Raw genomic sequence first — 14,691 nt, 5'->3', positions numbered from 1 at the left:
GGTCAGGCACGGGGCCTTATGCGGTCGTAGCGGGCGGACATGATGGGGCCGAGCTGGCCGACGATGGCGTGGCCGGGCTCGTGGGGGGACGGGAGGTCGCCGAGGAAGGAGGTGACGATCACCTCGTCGACGGCGGTGTCGCCGCGGCGGATCTGCTCCTCCAGGAAGTCCAGGGTGCGGCGCCAGTCGGGCTCCGTCTCCTCCGCCAGGAAGGAGCGGACGGTTCCCTGGACGACGTCCCAGAAGAAGACGTGCGGCAGGACCCCGCCCTGCCGGAAGACGTGGCTCTCGTACGCGGCGCGGAACGCCGGGACGTGCGCGAGGAGGTCGTGGACGAGTTGTTCGCCGGCGGTCGGAGGAGCGTCGGTCTGAGGTCTGGAGTGCTGCTGCATCGGCGGCCCTGCCCCGGAAGCGTCGTGGTGGTTCCGTCCAGAATGCTCCTCCCCCGAAACCCTCGGCGGACACTTTTGCGGTTTCCTGGGGACAACTTTCGCCGGGTTTTCCACAGGGGGTGCGAAGTGTCCCTCATCCGTGGATCGTTGGGCGTATGTACGAGTTGTCGATCCTCGCCCGGGGCGGGGTGCTCCTCACCGTCCGGGCGCTCGCGGCGGGCTGGCCACCGGGCCGGCTCGCCACGCGGCTGCGGCGGGACGGCTGGCAGCCGATCTGCCGGGGCGCGTGGGCGGCGCCGGGCAAGGAGACGGACTGGCGGGTCCGGGAGACCGCGCTCCAGCTGCTGCGCCCCCGGCGGGTCTGCCGGTACGACACGGCGGCACGGCTGCACCGGATCGAGCTGCCGGCGGGGATGCCGGCCCCGCCCGGTTCGCGGGCCTCGCTGCCACCGGAGGACGTCTGCCTGCGCCGGGGCCTGCGCGTGACGACGGCCGCGCGGACGGCCGCGGACCTGATACGGGCGTCCGCGAGCAGAGAACAGGCCGTGGTGGTCGCGGACTCGGCGCTGTCCGAGCGGAGGGTGGAAGGCGTACGGAGAGGGCCCCTGGTGCGGTACGAGGAGCTGGCCGCGCAGCTCGCCGTCCGCCGCCCGGGAGCGCCGCGCGCCCGCGCCTGGCTCGCGCTGGCGAACCCGGCGGCGGGATCGCCCGCGGAGACGGTGGCCCGGCTGAGGATGGCCGACGCGTCCCTCCACCCCGAGTGCCAGCCGTCGCTGAGGACGCCGGCCGGCCGGGCCCTCCACCCCGACTTCCTCTTCCGGGAGGCCGGACTGGCGGTGGAGGTCGAGGGCTTCGCCTACCACGGCACCCGCCGCGCCCACGAGCGCGACATCGCCCGCTTCAACGCGCTCCAGTCCTGCCCCGGAATCCGCCGGGTCCTGCGCTTCACCGCCCGGGACGTCTTCGCCCACCCCGAGCGGATGACCGCCGGGATCCGGGCGGCGCTGGCGGAGCTCGCGCGCTGAGCGCGGGCGCCGCGGGGCGGGCGCGCACGCCCGCGCGCACAGCTCCCGCGCCGGTCAACTCCCATGTCACAGCTTGGTTTTCGCGCCGCTGGCCCTGCCCGTTGCTCCGCTAGAGTGAAGCACCGGTTTCCTGGGGAAAGGGGAAGCGAATGTCTCGCCACAACCCGGTAGAGGTGCAGATCCACACCGGGTCGTTATGGGTCGGCGGTGACGCGTACCCCCTGCGGAACATCTCGCACGTGGGACAGCGCAGGCTCGTGCCCGTGAAGAAGAAGATCGGCAAGGACCTCGTCGTCGGCATCTTCCGCATCTGGCTCGTCCTCGGCATCGGCGGGGCGCTCGCCCAGGCCTCGAAGGAGACCGTCGCCTACGTCGTCGTGGTCGCCGTCGCCGCCCTGATGGTCTGGCGTCTCGTCGTGAAGGTCCGGCAGCCCGATCTCCCCGTGCTCTACGGCCTGATCGTGAACACGGCCGGCACCCAGCGGGACACCGTCTGGAGCACCCAGAAGTACGAGATCGACCATCTCGTGCTGGAGATCACCAAGGCCATCAGCACCCCGGGCCAGGCTCAGATGATCTTCAACGTGGAGCACGCCGTCGCCGGCGACCTCATCCAGCAGTACGGCACGGGCAACATCGGACAGGCCAACCACTTCGGCCACGGCAACATCCAGGCAGGGTGACATGAGCAGCGATCAGATCCACCAGTACGGGTCGGGCAACATCGGCAAGGCCACCCACACCGGCTCCGGCGACATCGTCGTCGGCGGCAAGACGGTGGGCGCGGCGGCCACCCCCGCGACCGCCCTCGACGACCTGCGCTCGGCCATCGAGGGACTCCGCACCCACCTGGACGACACCCGCCGCGCGGAGCTCGACGCGGCGGCGGAGGACCTCGACCCCGAGGCCCCGCGCGCCGAACTGGAGGGCCGGCTCACCCGCATCGCCGGCATCGCCGCCCTGGTGGGCGCGGTCGGCGGCCCGGTGGTGGCCGCCGTGCAGGCGGTCCTGGCCGCGCTCGGCGCCTGAACTCCCTGGCCAGGGGCCCCTGTCCGGTGCCACGGTAACCGGGCGGAGGCCCCGGGCGACGCGCGGTAAAGTCCGTGGGCCACGCGTGATCGCCGCCCTGAGGAACAAGGAGCACAGGTGTCCACGGCACCCCCGCCACCGAACAACACGCCCCACCCGTACGCGGGTTCACCGGTCGGGCCACCGCCCCCACAGCCGCCGCCGCGGCGCGGGTGGTACGGGAGCCTGAGCGAGGGCGGGAAGGTCACGGTCATCGGCGCCGTGATCGTCGGTGTGTCCACCCTGGCCGCCGCGATCCTGCCGTCCCTGCTCTCTCCCGGCGACGGGAAGGGGACGGGCGACGCGAAGCCCCCGGCCGCGCAGATCACCACCCAGGAGCCGACGAAGACCCAGGAGCCGACGCCTACGGGTGAGTCCGACCCGACCGGCGAGACCCCTTCGCAGGCGCCGACGGCCACGGAGACGGCGACCGGCGGCGCGACCGACGGCACGACGGGCGCCACCGCGCCGCCGGCCTCGCGGACGTACGTGGGCGTCTACCAGGACCAGGCCATGTCGCTGGGGCTGCCCCGGGGCGACGACGTCGGCTCGATCGACTTCGACGTGCCGGCCACCCGCCGCTACTCCGACGAGGAGTGGACGGCGGAGAAGGAGAAGGCCGAGCAGACCGGCGTGCCCGTCGCGGCCGATCTGACGTACGCGGACACGTCCTACGGCTATCTGGCCCTGCGCAACGGCCGCAACGCCGCGCAGCTCCAGCCCACGGACCCGTCGGAGAAGGGCGAGGACTGCGCGAGGTCGGCGCAGGTGGGCGGCTTCACCGAGGCGGTGATGGACGACTGGACGCTGCCGGCCCAGACGGTGCTGTGCATCCTCACGGACCAGGGCAACGTCGCGCGGGTCACGATCACCGGCTTCATCGGCGGGAAGAAGGACGGCCTGACCGAACCGCCGACCCAGATCTCCCTGAAGGTCACGCTCTGGAAGCCCGAGGGCTGAGAGCAGGAGAAGGAGAAGGAGGGGGCGGGGATGTCTCGTGCGGTGCGGTGGACGATCGCCGGGGTCGCGGCGCTGGTGACGTTCGGTCTGGGCGTGACCCTCGTACGGGCGCTGCCGTGGGGCTGGCTGCCGCAGGAGGACGGGGCCCGGCTCGACACGGCCCTCGCCTTCGGCGCCGTCGCGGCCACGGTGGTCCTGGCGGGGCTCGGCTGGTGGGCCGGCCGCGAACAGCCGCCGCCCGCGCCCGAACCCCCCGCCCCTCCCCGTACGGTCACGCAGACCGCCACGGCCTCCGACGACGCGCAGGTCACCCAGACCGGCGGCGGTGCCCCGCGGGTGGAGCAGCACGCCGAGGCGAGCGGGGAGGCAAGCGTCACCCAGACCGGCGGTCACCTGCCGGCGCGGGGGCCGGGTGCCCCCGCGCCCGCCGGTGACCTGCCCGACGAGGTGGTGCAGCGCGCGGAGGCGTCCGGGCGGGGCCGGATCGTCCAGTCCGGCGGCGACCAGCACGTCGACGGGGTCTGAGTGCGGTGGAGCGGGAACCGTACGGCCTTGGCCCGGAGGCCGACGCGGCGGGCGACCGCCGTGACCGGGTCCAGCAGTGGGCGGAGGCGTCCGACGACGCCCGGGTCTACCAGGCCGCCGGTAACCAGTACTTCTCCTGGCCCGCTCCCCGGAATGTCTGGGGCCCGGGCGGCGGCCCCGCCCCGCGCGCCCTGGCCTCCCTCCCCCCGGACCCGGCGCCGGCGCTGGCCGGCCGGGAGGAGCGGACCGCCGCACTCCTGAAGCACCTCGGCCCGGAGGGGCCGGCGGTGACGGTGGTGACGGGCCTGCCCGGCGTCGGCAAGACCGCCCTGGCCCTGCACACCGCGCACCGCGCCGTCGGCCTCGGGCTCTTCCCCGGCGGGACGCTCTTCGTCCGGCTGCGCGGCTACGCCCCCACCGGCGCCGTCGACGCCGCCCAGGCGCTGGAGGCGCTGCTGCGGGCGCTGGGCGTCCGGGACGCCGATCTGCCGCCGACACCGGAGGAACAGGCCGCGCTGTACCGGTCGGAGCTGGCCCGCCGGGCGGCGGACGGCGGCGCGGTGCTGATCGTCGCCGACGACGCCTCGTCCGCCGGACAGCTCGTCCCCCTCGTCCCCGCCCACCCGGCCCACCGGCTCCTCGTCACCTCCCGCGACGCCCTCACCGCCCCCGACTTCCGCCCCCGTCTCCTCCCCCTCGGCGAACTCGACGCCCCGTCGGCCGCCGCCCTGATCGCCACGGCCCTCGCCGAGGTCGACCCCGGCGACCCGCGCGCCGGGGACGAGCCCGAGGCCCTGGAGCGGGTGACCGCCCAGTGCGGCCGGCTGCCGCTCGCCCTGACGATCGCCGCCGCCCTCCTCACGTACGACCCGGGTCTGCGGATCGCCGACCTCGCGCACGAACTGTCGGACGCCGGGCGGAGGCTGGGAGAGCTGCGGTACGAGGACGGCGACGGGCGCGCCTTCGCGGTCCGTACCGCCTTCGACCTCTCGTACCGGCGGCTGCGGGAGTCGGACGCCCGCCTCTTCCGGCTGCTCTCCCTCAACCCGGGCCCCGACGTGTCCACCGAGGCCGCCACCGCCCTCACCGGCCGCCCCGCCCGCGAGACCCGCGCCGGCCTCGCCGCCCTCGCCCGCGCCTGCCTCCTCGGCGAACATCCGCCCCGTTCCGGCCGCTGGCGCATGCACGACCTGCTGCGGCTGTACGCGTCGGGGCTGCCCGCGGACCGGGACGAGAGGGAGGCCCGGAGCCGGCTGATGCGGTACTACCTGAGCGCGTGCGAGGCCGCCGACGTGCAGCTGCGAGCCGACCCCGGCCTCCCCTCCGACCGCTTCCCGGACCGGGCCGCCGCGCTGGCGTGGCTGGAGGCCGAGCGTCCCAACCTCGTCGCGACCGTGGCCCTCGCGACCGCGCAGGAACCCCAGACCGCTCTGCGCCTCGCCGCCGCCCTCTCCGTCTACCTGCGCCAGAGCCGCCACCTGCACGACACCCACGCCGCGGACGAGTACGTGGTGGCCGCGGCGCTCCGGGGAGGAACCCGGGTGGTCCTGAAGGGTGCCGGCCCCGCCTGGCAGAGGGGCCCGCTCCCCGGCGACGGGGTGATCGTGCACTCCGCCGTGTCCGGGGCGGTCCAGCGCGGCGTCACGCCCGAGGAGCTCGTCCAGGCGCGGAAGACCAAGGAGCGCGGGCAGCGGGAGCGGACGAGGGGCCACGTCTCCGAAGCCGTCGCCACCTTCCGCGAGGCCGTCGACACCTATCGCCTGCTCGGCCACCCCCGTGGCGAGGGCCGGGCGCAGGAAGCCCTCGGTCTCACCCTCCACGAAGCCGGCCGCCACGCCGAGGCCGCCACCGCGTACGCCCAGGCGTTCGGCGCCTACCGCGAGGCGTACGACCTCCTCGCGGCGGCGACGGCCCTCGACCACCTCGGCCTGGCCCTCGGCGCGGCCGGCCGCCACGCCGAGGCGGCCGCCGCCCACATCCGGGCCGCCGTCCTCTTCCGGGGGCAGGGCGACCCCGCCCGCGAAGCGGCGGCCCGCCGCAACGCCGAGCAGGCGGCCCGGGCGCTCAGAGGCCGTCGGGCAGACGGTTGAGGATCCGGAAGGGGAGGGAGAACCAGCGCCCGCCCTGGGACAGGTGCCGGGTGTAGACGCCCTGGAGCACCAGCGCCAGGGACAGATCGACGGCGTCGGCCGGCCCCTCGACCTGCACGTCCAGCCGCAGCGGCCGGTACCAGTCGTCCCGGGTGACCCGCACGAGTACACCCGGCCGCAGCAGCTCGTGGACACACGTGGTGGGGCCTTGGCGGTAGCGGTACGCCCGCCCGGCGAGCTGGATCCGCAAGGCACGGCCGTCGCGGGAGAGCCCGCTGCGGCGCCGGCTCACCGTGCCGGTGTGCGGTCCGACCTGGAGGCGCGGGCGGGACGGCAGCGGCATCTGCGCGTAGTCGATGCCGCTGAAGACGGCGGGCGGTATCCGCCCGCCGCCGACGGAGAACTGCCGGAACGCACCGCCCCGTTCGAGGGCGGCGCCGTACCGCAACTCCACGTACCCGAGGCCGGGCACGGCCCCGGCCCAGGACGGCGGCGGCCCGATCCGGCGGCGACCGGCCTCCGGGTCGGTGTGGTGGAGGGTGAAGGGCGGCGGGGCGGCGTACGAGGTGTTCACGGCGGCCCAGTATGCCCGCGGGGCGTGTGCCACCGGCGGCGCCGGCGCCGCCGGCGCCGCCCGGGTGCGTACCCGGGCGGCGGCGGCCGGGGTCAGGGGGAGGCGGCGGGGGGTGACGTCCTCGGGAAGGAGATCTCCACGCGCCGGTTCTTCTTCCGGCCCTCCTCCGTGCGGTTGTCGGCGATCGGGTAGTCCTCGCTGTACCCGCGGATGTCGTACGCGGTCCCCGGGTCCAGCTCCCGCGCGAGCACCTGCTGCACGGCGACGGCCCGCTCCTTGGAGAGCTTGAGCCCGTGCTCGTACGTCCCCAGGTTGTCGGTGAACCCGAACACCCGCACCCGCCCGGACCCCTGCGTCCGCACCTCCCGCGCGATGGCGCGGATCCGCGCGGTCGCGGCGGGGCTGAGCTTGGCGCTGTTCTTGGCGAACAGGACCTCGGCCTGCAGCGCGAACGTCACGTCCACGTTCGTGTCCTCGCGCCGCTGCTCGCCGCCCTCCTCCTCGACGATCTGCTTGATGTCCAGCACCTTCGCGGGCGCGAGCTGCGCCCCGTCCGGGAGCATCAGGTTCGGGGAGTTGGCGTCGATGACGGGCGGCGGGGAGGAGGAGGTGCTGCCGGGCGGATCGTCGGCGTACGCCGTCCCGGCGCCACCGCCGAGCGGCCAGACCGCGATGACCGCCACGGTCGCGAGCACGGCCAGCCTGCGTCGCCGTCCTGTCGCCGTTGTCGTCGCTGTCGTCGCTGTCGTGGTCGTCGATGTCGATGTCGATGTCATGACAGCGCCTCAGGAGAGCTTGAGGGTGGCGGGTTCGAAGGTGGGCAGCTGGAAGGAGACCTCGGTGGTGGAGGCGGGGGGCGCGGGGAACTGCATGAAGACGGCGGTGGACTTGCCGGGGCCGAGGGTTGTAAGGCTCGTCGTCGTCAACGGGCGCCCATCTGTGTCACGCAAGACGTAGTAGCGCTTCTTACCGATCGAGTCGACGAGCGTTGCCCCTCCAAGCGACTTACCGTGCTTGACCACCTCAGTCTCGTCGCCGCTTGTCTGGGCCGGAACGGCACTCACAGCATCGGAGGTGTTCTTCAGACGCCCCTTGACCGTCAAAAACCCGCCAGCGTCACGCTCGGCCACCGTCACCTCAAGCTCAAGCCCCTTCTGCCCCTTGGCGACGAAGAGCGTCTCTACTGGTTCCTCCGCAGGCTGTTCCGCCTCTGAGGGGGCCGGCTTCTGGGACTGCTGAGTTGTCGCTGCGGGCTTATGGGACACGGGCTCGGCATCGGCTCCACACCCTGCAACGGTCAAAGAGGCTGTCGCCGCGAGGGCGATGAACCCCCCTCTCACGAACGAGACCTTCATGAAGAGCGCTTCCTTTACTCGTCGTCGCCGGTCAGTCGAACACGGAAAAGGTCGTCGACTCCAGGGAGCACCGGGGCTTCCGGGTCGATCTCCCAAGCCTCGCCGTCGCAAGTGAGGCCCGAGATCGGTTCAAGCTCCTCCTCGGGCTCCTCAGACGGCGACGCGGACGGATCCGGCCCAGTGGGCGGCTCAGAAGGCGTGTCAGGGCTCCGCGAGGGCGGAACGAACTTGCACAGGGGCTCGACCACCGCAGAGGCGCTTGCCCTGGCATGTCGCTCATCCGTGCCGGGGACGATCGACTCACCGACAGTCCCCTCGGTTTGCACCGTCACAGTGAAGCCGAGATCAAACGGGACGCAGTCATCGAAATCAAGCTCGGCACCATTGAGAGAGGCGAAGGCAATGGCCCGTCGACAGGCTCGATCCGTAACGTAGCCCTCGCCTTGAACGTACTGTTGCCATTGAGTCGGATCACCTATCACGTCGAGCCACCCCTCCCGGAGCTGGTCACGAGCGTCCTGGGCTGCACCAAGAGCAGCTGCGTCGGCAGCAGTCTGAGCCTCATTGCGTAGAACCGTGGCTTGCCCGACTGCAAAGTAGACGAAGGCCAGAAACAAGATGCCTGCGATCACCGACACATATGCGGGGAACGCTTGGCCGTCGTCTGCCGAGCCACGCCCTACTCGCCGCCGCCTCCGGTGATTTCGCCGATCTTCTGGGTGATCGCTGTCAGGATCGACTGCCCGATGTCCGTCCCGGTGATGGCCACCACGATCGCCACCACCACCACAATGATCCCCAGATACTCCACCGCCGTCTGGCCCCGGTCGCCCCGCGCGGCCAGGTGCAGTCGCGCCTTCGTCAGAGCCTTCAGCATCGCGTCGTACATCGTGGTCCCCTCCGCGTTCGGACGCCTGCGCTCGGGTGCGGTCCTCCGGCCGGCGGGACGGCGTGCCGCACCCGTCGGCCCTCGTACGGGCCCGGGTCATCGGGTGGGCCTGGTGCCCAGCCAGGAGGCTATGGCCTCGGCGCTCGTGCGGGTGCGGAGTTGGCCGAAGACGATGCTTTCGTGAGCCTCGACCGCGGCCTCGGTGATGCGGCGCTTCGCGTCGGTACGCAGGCTGTTCAGGCTTTCGGCGATCGCATCCATCACGCACACCCCTCCCACACTCGGTCAGCACTCTGTCACATGCGGTTGCCCGAGCGAAGGGGGATCGTCAACCTGAGGTGAGATCGAGACAGTTGTCGCGCCTCGGTCAACCGTCGATCCGTCCGTCCCGGGCGCGTCGGGCGCGTCGGGCGCGTCGGGCGGCGGTGTCCTCGGTCGACTTCGGGAGCGAACCGGACGCCCGGGAGGCGGTCCCGGCCGCTCACTCCCCCGCGATCGAGCCGAGGTCCGTGCCCGTGCCCAGGAAGAGGCCCGCGCCGAGCAGGATCATCGTCGCCGGGACCATCAGCGTGGTGATGACCATCGTCGCCTTGGGCACGGCCTTCGCCGCCTTGCGGCGGGCGTTCTGGGCGTCCGTGCGCCGCATGTCCTCCGCGATCTGGATCAGCGTGTCGACGATGGGGGCGCCCAGCTCCTCGCCCTGCTGCAGCGCGGTGACGAACTGGGCGACCTGCTCGGAGTCGTTGCGGCGGCGGAGTTCGTCGAACGCCTGGCGGCGGGTGACGCCCATGTCCATCTGGCGCAGTGTGATGCGGAGTTCGTCGGACCAGGGGCCGGCGTACTTGTCGGCCACCCGCTCCAGCGCCTGGCGGAAGCCGAGGCCCGCCGAGACGACGACCGCGAGGACGTCGAGGAAGTCCGGGAGGGTGCGTTCGATCTGGTCCTTGCGGATGCGGACCGCGGACCAGATGCCGACCTCCGTCCAGAAGGCGCCGAACGCGAAGAGCAGCGCCGCCGTGACGTACGACCCCCTGGTCAGCATCAGCAGGCCGCCCAGGCCCCCGAGGAAGCCGTAGACGGCGCGCCGCGCCCCGTAACGGTCGATGGTCAGGCCGCCCGGGTTGCCCGCCAGGTCGATCCGGCGGCGGACGGCGGCGACCCGCTTCGGGCCCATCCAGCGCAGCACCCTCGGGGACCAGCGCATGCCGAGGCGGTCCACGGCGGAGTCGACCGCGCCGGTGCGGGTGGCGCCGACCTCCAGGGCGAGCCGGAGGTCGTCGGGGAGGCGGGCGTCGGCGCGGTACAGGCGGAGGCCGTACGCGAAGCCGGCGACGGAGAGGCCCGCGAGGAGGGCGATGGCGAGTTCCAGCATGCTTTCCGACATCTGCGGCACCGGCCCCTACACGTCGATCTTCGAGAAGCGGCGGATGACGGCGAAGCCGAGGACGTACAGCGCGCAGGCGACGACCACCGCGCCCTGGCCCAGCGGCGAGCCGGTCATCCGGTCCAGGGCGCCCGGCTGCATGTTGTCGATGAGGAGGAGCGAGCCGAAGCCGATCACGGGGACCGCGTACGCCGTCATGCTCACCTGGGAGAGCTGCGTGCGGACCTCGCGCCGGGTCTCCTTGCGCTGCTCCAGCGTCTCGGTGAGGTTGCGGAGGGAGGAGACGACGGTGCCGCCGGCCCGGTTCGCCAGGACCAGGGTGGTGACGAGGACGACGAGTTCTCGGGAGGGGAGGCGTTCCGCCAGCTCCTCCAGGGCGTCGTCCAGCGGCGTGCCGACCGCCAGCTGCTGGGCCACCTTCTCCAGTTCGTCGCCCGCCGGGGCCTCCATCTCGTCGGCCGCCAGGCTGATCGCCATGCGGAGGGCGAGCCCGGCCTGGGTCGCGTTGGCCAGGATGCGGGAGAGCTCCGGGAGTTGGTTGATGAAACGCTCGATGCGCTTCTGCCGCTGCCAGTTGAGGTAGCCGAGCGCCACCCACACGCCCAGCAGGCCGCAGATCGGCCCGAAGAACGGGGAGAGGGCCGCCTGGCCGACGATCCAGAGGACCGTGACGGACGCCGCCAGGGCGACCGTGAACTCGCCCGGGGTCACGTCCAGCCCGGTCGCGGCGATGCGGCGCTCCACGTTGCGGCCGAGGGCCGTGCCCCGGACCCGCCGGTCCAGGGCCGCGAAACGGCGCCGCCTGCGGCCGGTCGCCTCCGGCGCGGCGGTGTCGTCGAGGCGGGCGACGAGGGCCGCGTGGCGCCGCGCCCCGTTCGCGTACACCTGCACGCCGACGACGCCGAGGACGCAGGCGAGCAGCGCCGCTCCGGTCGTCAGCCAGAAGGGATCGGTGATCACAGGCCAGCCCTCCTACGTGGCTTCTCGAACGGCGAGCTGGGCGTCGTCGGCGGCCACGCCGAACGCCGGCGGTATCGGCTGCCCCGCCATGTAGAGGCGCTCGGCGACGCGGCGCGGCAGCGGGTGGTGCACGTGACGGCCGTGCACGCGCGCGTCGGCGGCGAGCGGTTCGGCCTGGAAGTGGCAGACGGTGGCGAGGAGGAAGCGCTCGCGGCCGTGCGAGGCCAGGATCGCGATCTCGGTGACCCGGCGGGTGCCGTCGGGGTGCCGGGTGAGCTGCACGAGGACGTCGACGGCGCTGTTGATCTGGTCGCGCAGCGCCTCGAAGGGGACCTTCACCTCGGACATCGAGGCGAGGGTCTGGAGCCGCATCAGCGCGTCCTCGGCCGAGTTGGCGTGGACGGTGGCGAGGGAGCCGTCGTGACCGGTGGACATGGCCTGGAGCATGTCGAGGGTCTCGCCGCCGCGGACCTCGCCGACGATGATCCGGTCGGGGCGCATCCGGAGCGAGTTGCGGACCAGATCGCGGATGGTGACCTGGCCGCGGCCCTCGATGTTCGGCGGGCGGGCCTCGAGACGGATGACGTGGGACTGCTGGAGCTGGAGCTCGGCGGAGTCCTCGATGGTGATGATCCGCTCGCCGTCCGGGACCAGCCCGGAGAGGGCGTTGAGGAGCGTCGTCTTCCCGGTGCCGGTCGCACCGGACACGATGATGTTGAACTTCGCCTGGACCAGCCCCGCGAGGAGCAGCAGCATCTGCTCGTCGAGCGAACCGAGGCCGATCATCTCGTGGAGGGTGTAGGCGCGGGGGAAGCGGCGGATCGTGAGCGTGGCGCCGGTGAGGGAGAGCGGCGGGATGATCACGTTGACGCGCTCGCCGGACGGGAGGCGGGCGTCGACCATCGGATTCGACTCGTCCACGCGGCGGTTGACCGTGGAGACGATCCGCTCGATCGTCTGCATCAGCTGGTCGTGCGAGGCGAACCGGAGCGGGAGCAGCTCCACCCGGCCGCCGCGCTCGACGTAGATCTGGTCGGGGCCGTTGACCATGATCTCGGTGATGGACGCGTCTTCGAGGAGCGGTTCCAGGACACCGAGGCCCAGCGCCTCGTCGACGACCCGGCGGATCAGCCGGCCGCGCTCGGCGGTGGAGAGCACCGGGCCCTCGCGGCTGATGATGTGCCCGAGGACGCGTTCGAGCCGGGCCCGGCGCTCGGCCGCCGCGAGGGCGGACATCTCGGTGAGGTCGATCTCCTCCAGCAGCTTCGCCCGGAAGGACGCGACGAGATGCCCGTCCTCCCGGCCGCCGGGCCCGAGGGCGCGCGGGTCGTCCCCGGAGTGGTGGATGCGGGCGCGCAGGCTCATGGCCCCTCCTCGGGCGATGCGGGCAGGGGCATGGTGGCGGTCTTCGTGACCTCGCCGAGGTCCCAGAAGGGGACGACCTGCGGGATCTGGACGGTGACGGTCGCGGTGTACTCCTCGCCCCCGCCGCCGGGTTCGAAGGCGAGGTCGATCCAGCCCGACACGGCCGCCTCCGCCGCCGCCCCGGGGTCGATCGGCGCCTCCCCCGGCGGTACGTCCCTGGTGGCCGCCCGCGCGGCCGCCCGCGCCGCCGTCCCCGCCTGCTGCGCCGCGTACGCCGCCAGGCCGAGCTGGAGCCCGGCGAGGCCGACGATCAGCAGGACGGGCAGGAAGCCGAGGTATTCGAGTGCGACCTGGCCACGGTCCCGCCGAGAAGGGCAGGAAGGGGTACGACTCCGAGGGGCGTCGCCCCGCGGGCCCGGACCGCCCGGCCGGGCACCGGCCCGCCCCACCCTCTTCCGGATCACGGCGTCGTCACCGACCCCTCGTAGACGGCGCCCGCTGTCGCCTCGGCGCCGTCGAAGGCGCCGAGGCCGGGGAAGAGGATCGGGATCTGGACCGTGGCCACGGCCGTGACCATCCCGCCCGCAGGGCCGCTGCAGGTGGCCGACCCCTGCCAGGCCCCGCCGAGGTGGCGGGCGCCCGCCGCCGCGCCGTCGCCGTCGACCGCACAGGCGCGGGCGGCCTCGTCCGCCGCGTTGGCCGCGAGGGTGTACCCGTACCCGACGAGGACGACCTGCCAGAGCAGGGCGAGGGTGAGCAGGATCAGCGGGACCATGCCGGTGAACTCCAGCGCCACCTGGCCCCGGTCTCCGCGCGCCCTCGGCCCGGCCATGGCTCAGCGCCCTCCCCCGCGCCGGCGCAGCCCCAGGGAGCCGCGGTCGCCGGCGCGGGCGAGCTGCTTGCCGGGGGCGGGGGCGGTCGGGGGGCCGGTGAGGCCCAGTTCGGCGGCGAGGGTCCAGAGGGCCTGCTTGACGGTGGAGCGGGCGTCGAGTTCGTGGAGGCGGCCGGCGTCGACGACGGCCTGGAGTTCCTTGTAGGCGGCGGGCACGGTGACGCCGGCGATGCGGGTGCCGGTGATCTTCTGGACCAGGGGCGGCTGGATCTCGGTGGCGCGGGAGTGGCGGTTCACCAGGACGACGCTCGCCTCGGCCTTGCGGACCTGGAGCCGTTCCCACATGCGGACCGTCCGCTTGGCGGCGCGGACGGCGATCACGTCGGGGGTGGTGACGAGGAGGGCGGTGTCGGCCATCTCGACGGCGGCGGCGTTGGCGCTGTCGAGGCGGGAGCCGCAGTCGACGACGACGACCTCGTGACGGGCGCGCAGGGCGCTGACGATCTGGCGGGCGGCGCGGTCGGTGACCTCCTCGCCGCGTTCGCCCTCGGCGGGGGCGAGGAGGAGGGAGAGGCCGGTCTCGTGGACGTAGACGGCGTCCTGGAGGACCCGGGGCGAGAGGTCGGCGATGGCGGCGAGGTCGGCGGCGGAGCGGCGGAACTGGACGTCGAGGTAGGAGGCGATGTCGCCGCTCTGGAGGTCGAGGTCGACGAGGGCGACGGTGCGGCCGGCGGCGCGGGCGGCGAGGGCGAGGTGGACGGCGGCGAGGGTGGTGCCGACGCCGCCCTTGGCGCCGCTGACGGTGACGACGGTGCCGCCGGGGCCCGCGGCGAGTTCGGTGGCGCCGCCGCCGAGGTGGCGGCGGAAGCCGGCGGACCACTGGGCGGCGGCCTGGACGCGGCCGGCCAGCTCCTCGTAGCCGAGGGGCAGGGTGACGAGGCCCCGGGCGCCGGCGTCCATGGCGGCGGCGAGCAGGCCGGGGCCGGTGTCGGCGGTGATGAGGACGACGCCGACGGCGGGGAAGCGGAGGGCGACCTCGCGGACGAGGTCGAGGGCGGGGACGGGGCCGATCCGCTCGTGGACGAGGACGACCTCGGGGAGCGCGTCGAGGGATTCGGCGGCGAGCCGGGCGAGGGTGTCGACGAGCTGGGTGGAGTCGGGGACGGGCGAGGCGGGTTCGGCGTCCGGGAGCTGACCGAGGAGGGTGGCGACGGCCCGGGCGGCGTCGGGGTCGCCGACGGCCGGCAGGATCCTGGTGGGCATGGCCGGGCC

The 14,691-nt window shown here is 73.5% G+C and carries 19 protein-coding genes; 6 read left to right on the top strand and 13 right to left on the bottom strand.

Going from position 1 to position 14,691, the window contains the following annotated elements:
* Positions 1-2: 2 nt before the first annotated feature.
* Entirely contained in the window at positions 3-392 is a 390-nt protein-coding gene (locus ABFY03_RS24275) for a DUF7674 family protein (RefSeq protein ID WP_346170838.1), read from the bottom strand.
* A 155-nt stretch (positions 393-547) separates the two neighbouring features.
* On the opposite strand from ABFY03_RS24275, the gene ABFY03_RS24270 reads away from it, so the two are divergent.
* From ABFY03_RS24270 to ABFY03_RS24245, 6 genes are all read left to right on the top strand, one after another.
* A complete protein-coding gene (locus ABFY03_RS24270; protein WP_319012348.1) occupies positions 548-1,417 on the top strand; it encodes an endonuclease domain-containing protein in 870 nt (289 codons plus the stop codon).
* 149 nt (positions 1,418-1,566) lie between these two features.
* Positions 1,567-2,100 (top strand): DUF6232 family protein, encoded by a 534-nt coding sequence (locus ABFY03_RS24265; protein ID WP_346170837.1) that lies wholly within the window; start codon positions 1,567-1,569, stop codon positions 2,098-2,100.
* Between the two features lies 1 nt (position 2,101).
* Complete coding sequence (locus ABFY03_RS24260; protein WP_319012346.1) at positions 2,102-2,446, top strand: hypothetical protein; 345 nt, start codon at positions 2,102-2,104, stop codon at positions 2,444-2,446.
* Positions 2,447-2,563: 117 nt separating this feature from the next.
* Positions 2,564-3,445 carry a hypothetical protein gene (locus ABFY03_RS24255; protein WP_346170836.1) on the top strand — a complete coding sequence of 294 codons (882 nt, stop codon included), beginning with the start codon at positions 2,564-2,566 and terminating at the stop codon, positions 3,443-3,445.
* A 30-nt stretch (positions 3,446-3,475) separates the two neighbouring features.
* On the top strand, positions 3,476-3,970 hold the full coding sequence (locus ABFY03_RS24250) for a hypothetical protein (protein ID WP_346170835.1): 495 nt from the start codon (positions 3,476-3,478) through the stop codon (positions 3,968-3,970).
* Between the two features lie 5 nt (positions 3,971-3,975).
* Positions 3,976-6,060, top strand: a complete 2,085-nt coding sequence (locus ABFY03_RS24245) for an ATP-binding protein (RefSeq protein ID WP_346170834.1) — start codon at positions 3,976-3,978, stop codon at positions 6,058-6,060.
* Here ABFY03_RS24245 and ABFY03_RS24240 read toward each other — a convergent pair.
* From ABFY03_RS24240 to ABFY03_RS24185, 12 genes are all read right to left on the bottom strand, one after another.
* Entirely contained in the window at positions 6,035-6,634 is a 600-nt protein-coding gene (locus ABFY03_RS24240) for a hypothetical protein (RefSeq protein WP_346170833.1), read from the bottom strand. The genes ABFY03_RS24245 and ABFY03_RS24240 overlap by 26 nt on opposite strands.
* Positions 6,635-6,726: 92 nt before the next feature.
* Entirely contained in the window at positions 6,727-7,410 is a 684-nt protein-coding gene (locus tag ABFY03_RS24235; RefSeq protein WP_386723653.1) for an OmpA family protein, read from the bottom strand.
* Between the two features lie 9 nt (positions 7,411-7,419).
* Complete coding sequence (locus ABFY03_RS24230) at positions 7,420-7,989, bottom strand: hypothetical protein (protein WP_346170832.1); 570 nt, start codon at positions 7,987-7,989, stop codon at positions 7,420-7,422.
* A gap of 14 nt (positions 7,990-8,003) precedes the next feature.
* Positions 8,004-8,621 carry a pilus assembly protein TadG-related protein gene (locus ABFY03_RS24225; RefSeq protein ID WP_346170831.1) on the bottom strand — a complete coding sequence of 206 codons (618 nt, stop codon included), beginning with the start codon at positions 8,619-8,621 and terminating at the stop codon, positions 8,004-8,006.
* Between the two features lie 47 nt (positions 8,622-8,668).
* Positions 8,669-8,878, bottom strand: a complete 210-nt coding sequence (locus ABFY03_RS24220) for a Flp family type IVb pilin (RefSeq protein WP_346170830.1) — start codon at positions 8,876-8,878, stop codon at positions 8,669-8,671.
* A 96-nt stretch (positions 8,879-8,974) separates the two neighbouring features.
* Positions 8,975-9,139 carry a hypothetical protein gene (locus tag ABFY03_RS24215; RefSeq protein ID WP_346170829.1) on the bottom strand — a complete coding sequence of 55 codons (165 nt, stop codon included), beginning with the start codon at positions 9,137-9,139 and terminating at the stop codon, positions 8,975-8,977.
* A 220-nt stretch (positions 9,140-9,359) separates the two neighbouring features.
* Positions 9,360-10,247 (bottom strand): DUF5936 domain-containing protein, encoded by an 888-nt coding sequence (locus ABFY03_RS24210; RefSeq protein WP_319012451.1) that lies wholly within the window; start codon positions 10,245-10,247, stop codon positions 9,360-9,362.
* A 30-nt stretch (positions 10,248-10,277) separates the two neighbouring features.
* Positions 10,278-11,222: a type II secretion system F family protein gene (locus ABFY03_RS24205; RefSeq protein ID WP_319012337.1), complete on the bottom strand. Its 945-nt coding sequence runs from the start codon at positions 11,220-11,222 to the stop codon at positions 10,278-10,280.
* 12 nt (positions 11,223-11,234) lie between these two features.
* Positions 11,235-12,587, bottom strand: a complete 1,353-nt coding sequence (locus tag ABFY03_RS24200; RefSeq protein ID WP_346170828.1) for a TadA family conjugal transfer-associated ATPase — start codon at positions 12,585-12,587, stop codon at positions 11,235-11,237.
* Positions 12,584-13,051, bottom strand: coding sequence for a TadE/TadG family type IV pilus assembly protein (locus ABFY03_RS24195; protein WP_346170827.1), 468 nt, complete (start codon positions 13,049-13,051; stop codon positions 12,584-12,586). Before ABFY03_RS24195 ends, ABFY03_RS24200 begins: the two co-directional genes overlap by 4 nt.
* Positions 13,048-13,419 (bottom strand): TadE/TadG family type IV pilus assembly protein, encoded by a 372-nt coding sequence (locus ABFY03_RS24190; RefSeq protein WP_319012334.1) that lies wholly within the window; start codon positions 13,417-13,419, stop codon positions 13,048-13,050. The genes ABFY03_RS24195 and ABFY03_RS24190 overlap by 4 nt, the downstream gene beginning before the upstream one ends.
* Before the next feature lie 3 nt (positions 13,420-13,422).
* A complete protein-coding gene (locus tag ABFY03_RS24185) occupies positions 13,423-14,682 on the bottom strand; it encodes a CpaE/TadZ family protein (protein WP_346170826.1) in 1,260 nt (419 codons plus the stop codon).
* Positions 14,683-14,691: the final 9 nt, after the last annotated feature.

The sequence above is a fragment of the Streptomyces roseofulvus genome, from assembly GCF_039534915.1.
In the GTDB taxonomy this organism is placed as follows: Bacteria; Actinomycetota; Actinomycetes; order Streptomycetales; family Streptomycetaceae; genus Streptomyces; species Streptomyces roseofulvus.
The sequence above is the reverse complement of the archived record's forward strand: the minus strand, read 5'-3'. Positions and strand labels throughout refer to the sequence as shown.

What these genes read in the sequence shown, in the direction of transcription:
- ABFY03_RS24250 (WP_346170835.1), top strand. Translation starts at nt 3,476, where the DNA reads ATGTCTCGTGCGGTGCGGTGGACGATCGCCGGGGTCGCGGCGCTGGTG.
- ABFY03_RS24270 (WP_319012348.1), top strand. Translation starts at nt 548, where the DNA reads ATGTACGAGTTGTCGATCCTCGCCCGGGGCGGGGTGCTCCTCACCGTC.
- ABFY03_RS24235 (WP_386723653.1), bottom strand. Translation starts at nt 7,410, where the DNA reads ATGACATCGACATCGACATCGACGACCACGACAGCGACGACAGCGACG.
- ABFY03_RS24200 (WP_346170828.1), bottom strand. Translation starts at nt 12,587, where the DNA reads ATGAGCCTGCGCGCCCGCATCCACCACTCCGGGGACGACCCGCGCGCC.
- ABFY03_RS24275 (WP_346170838.1), bottom strand. Translation starts at nt 392, where the DNA reads ATGCAGCAGCACTCCAGACCTCAGACCGACGCTCCTCCGACCGCCGGC.
- ABFY03_RS24260 (WP_319012346.1), top strand. Translation starts at nt 2,102, where the DNA reads ATGAGCAGCGATCAGATCCACCAGTACGGGTCGGGCAACATCGGCAAG.
- ABFY03_RS24185 (WP_346170826.1), bottom strand. Translation starts at nt 14,682, where the DNA reads ATGCCCACCAGGATCCTGCCGGCCGTCGGCGACCCCGACGCCGCCCGG.
- ABFY03_RS24215 (WP_346170829.1), bottom strand. Translation starts at nt 9,139, where the DNA reads ATGGATGCGATCGCCGAAAGCCTGAACAGCCTGCGTACCGACGCGAAG.
- ABFY03_RS24265 (WP_346170837.1), top strand. Translation starts at nt 1,567, where the DNA reads ATGTCTCGCCACAACCCGGTAGAGGTGCAGATCCACACCGGGTCGTTA.
- ABFY03_RS24190 (WP_319012334.1), bottom strand. Translation starts at nt 13,419, where the DNA reads ATGGCCGGGCCGAGGGCGCGCGGAGACCGGGGCCAGGTGGCGCTGGAG.
- ABFY03_RS24220 (WP_346170830.1), bottom strand. Translation starts at nt 8,878, where the DNA reads ATGTACGACGCGATGCTGAAGGCTCTGACGAAGGCGCGACTGCACCTG.
- ABFY03_RS24230 (WP_346170832.1), bottom strand. Translation starts at nt 7,989, where the DNA reads ATGAAGGTCTCGTTCGTGAGAGGGGGGTTCATCGCCCTCGCGGCGACA.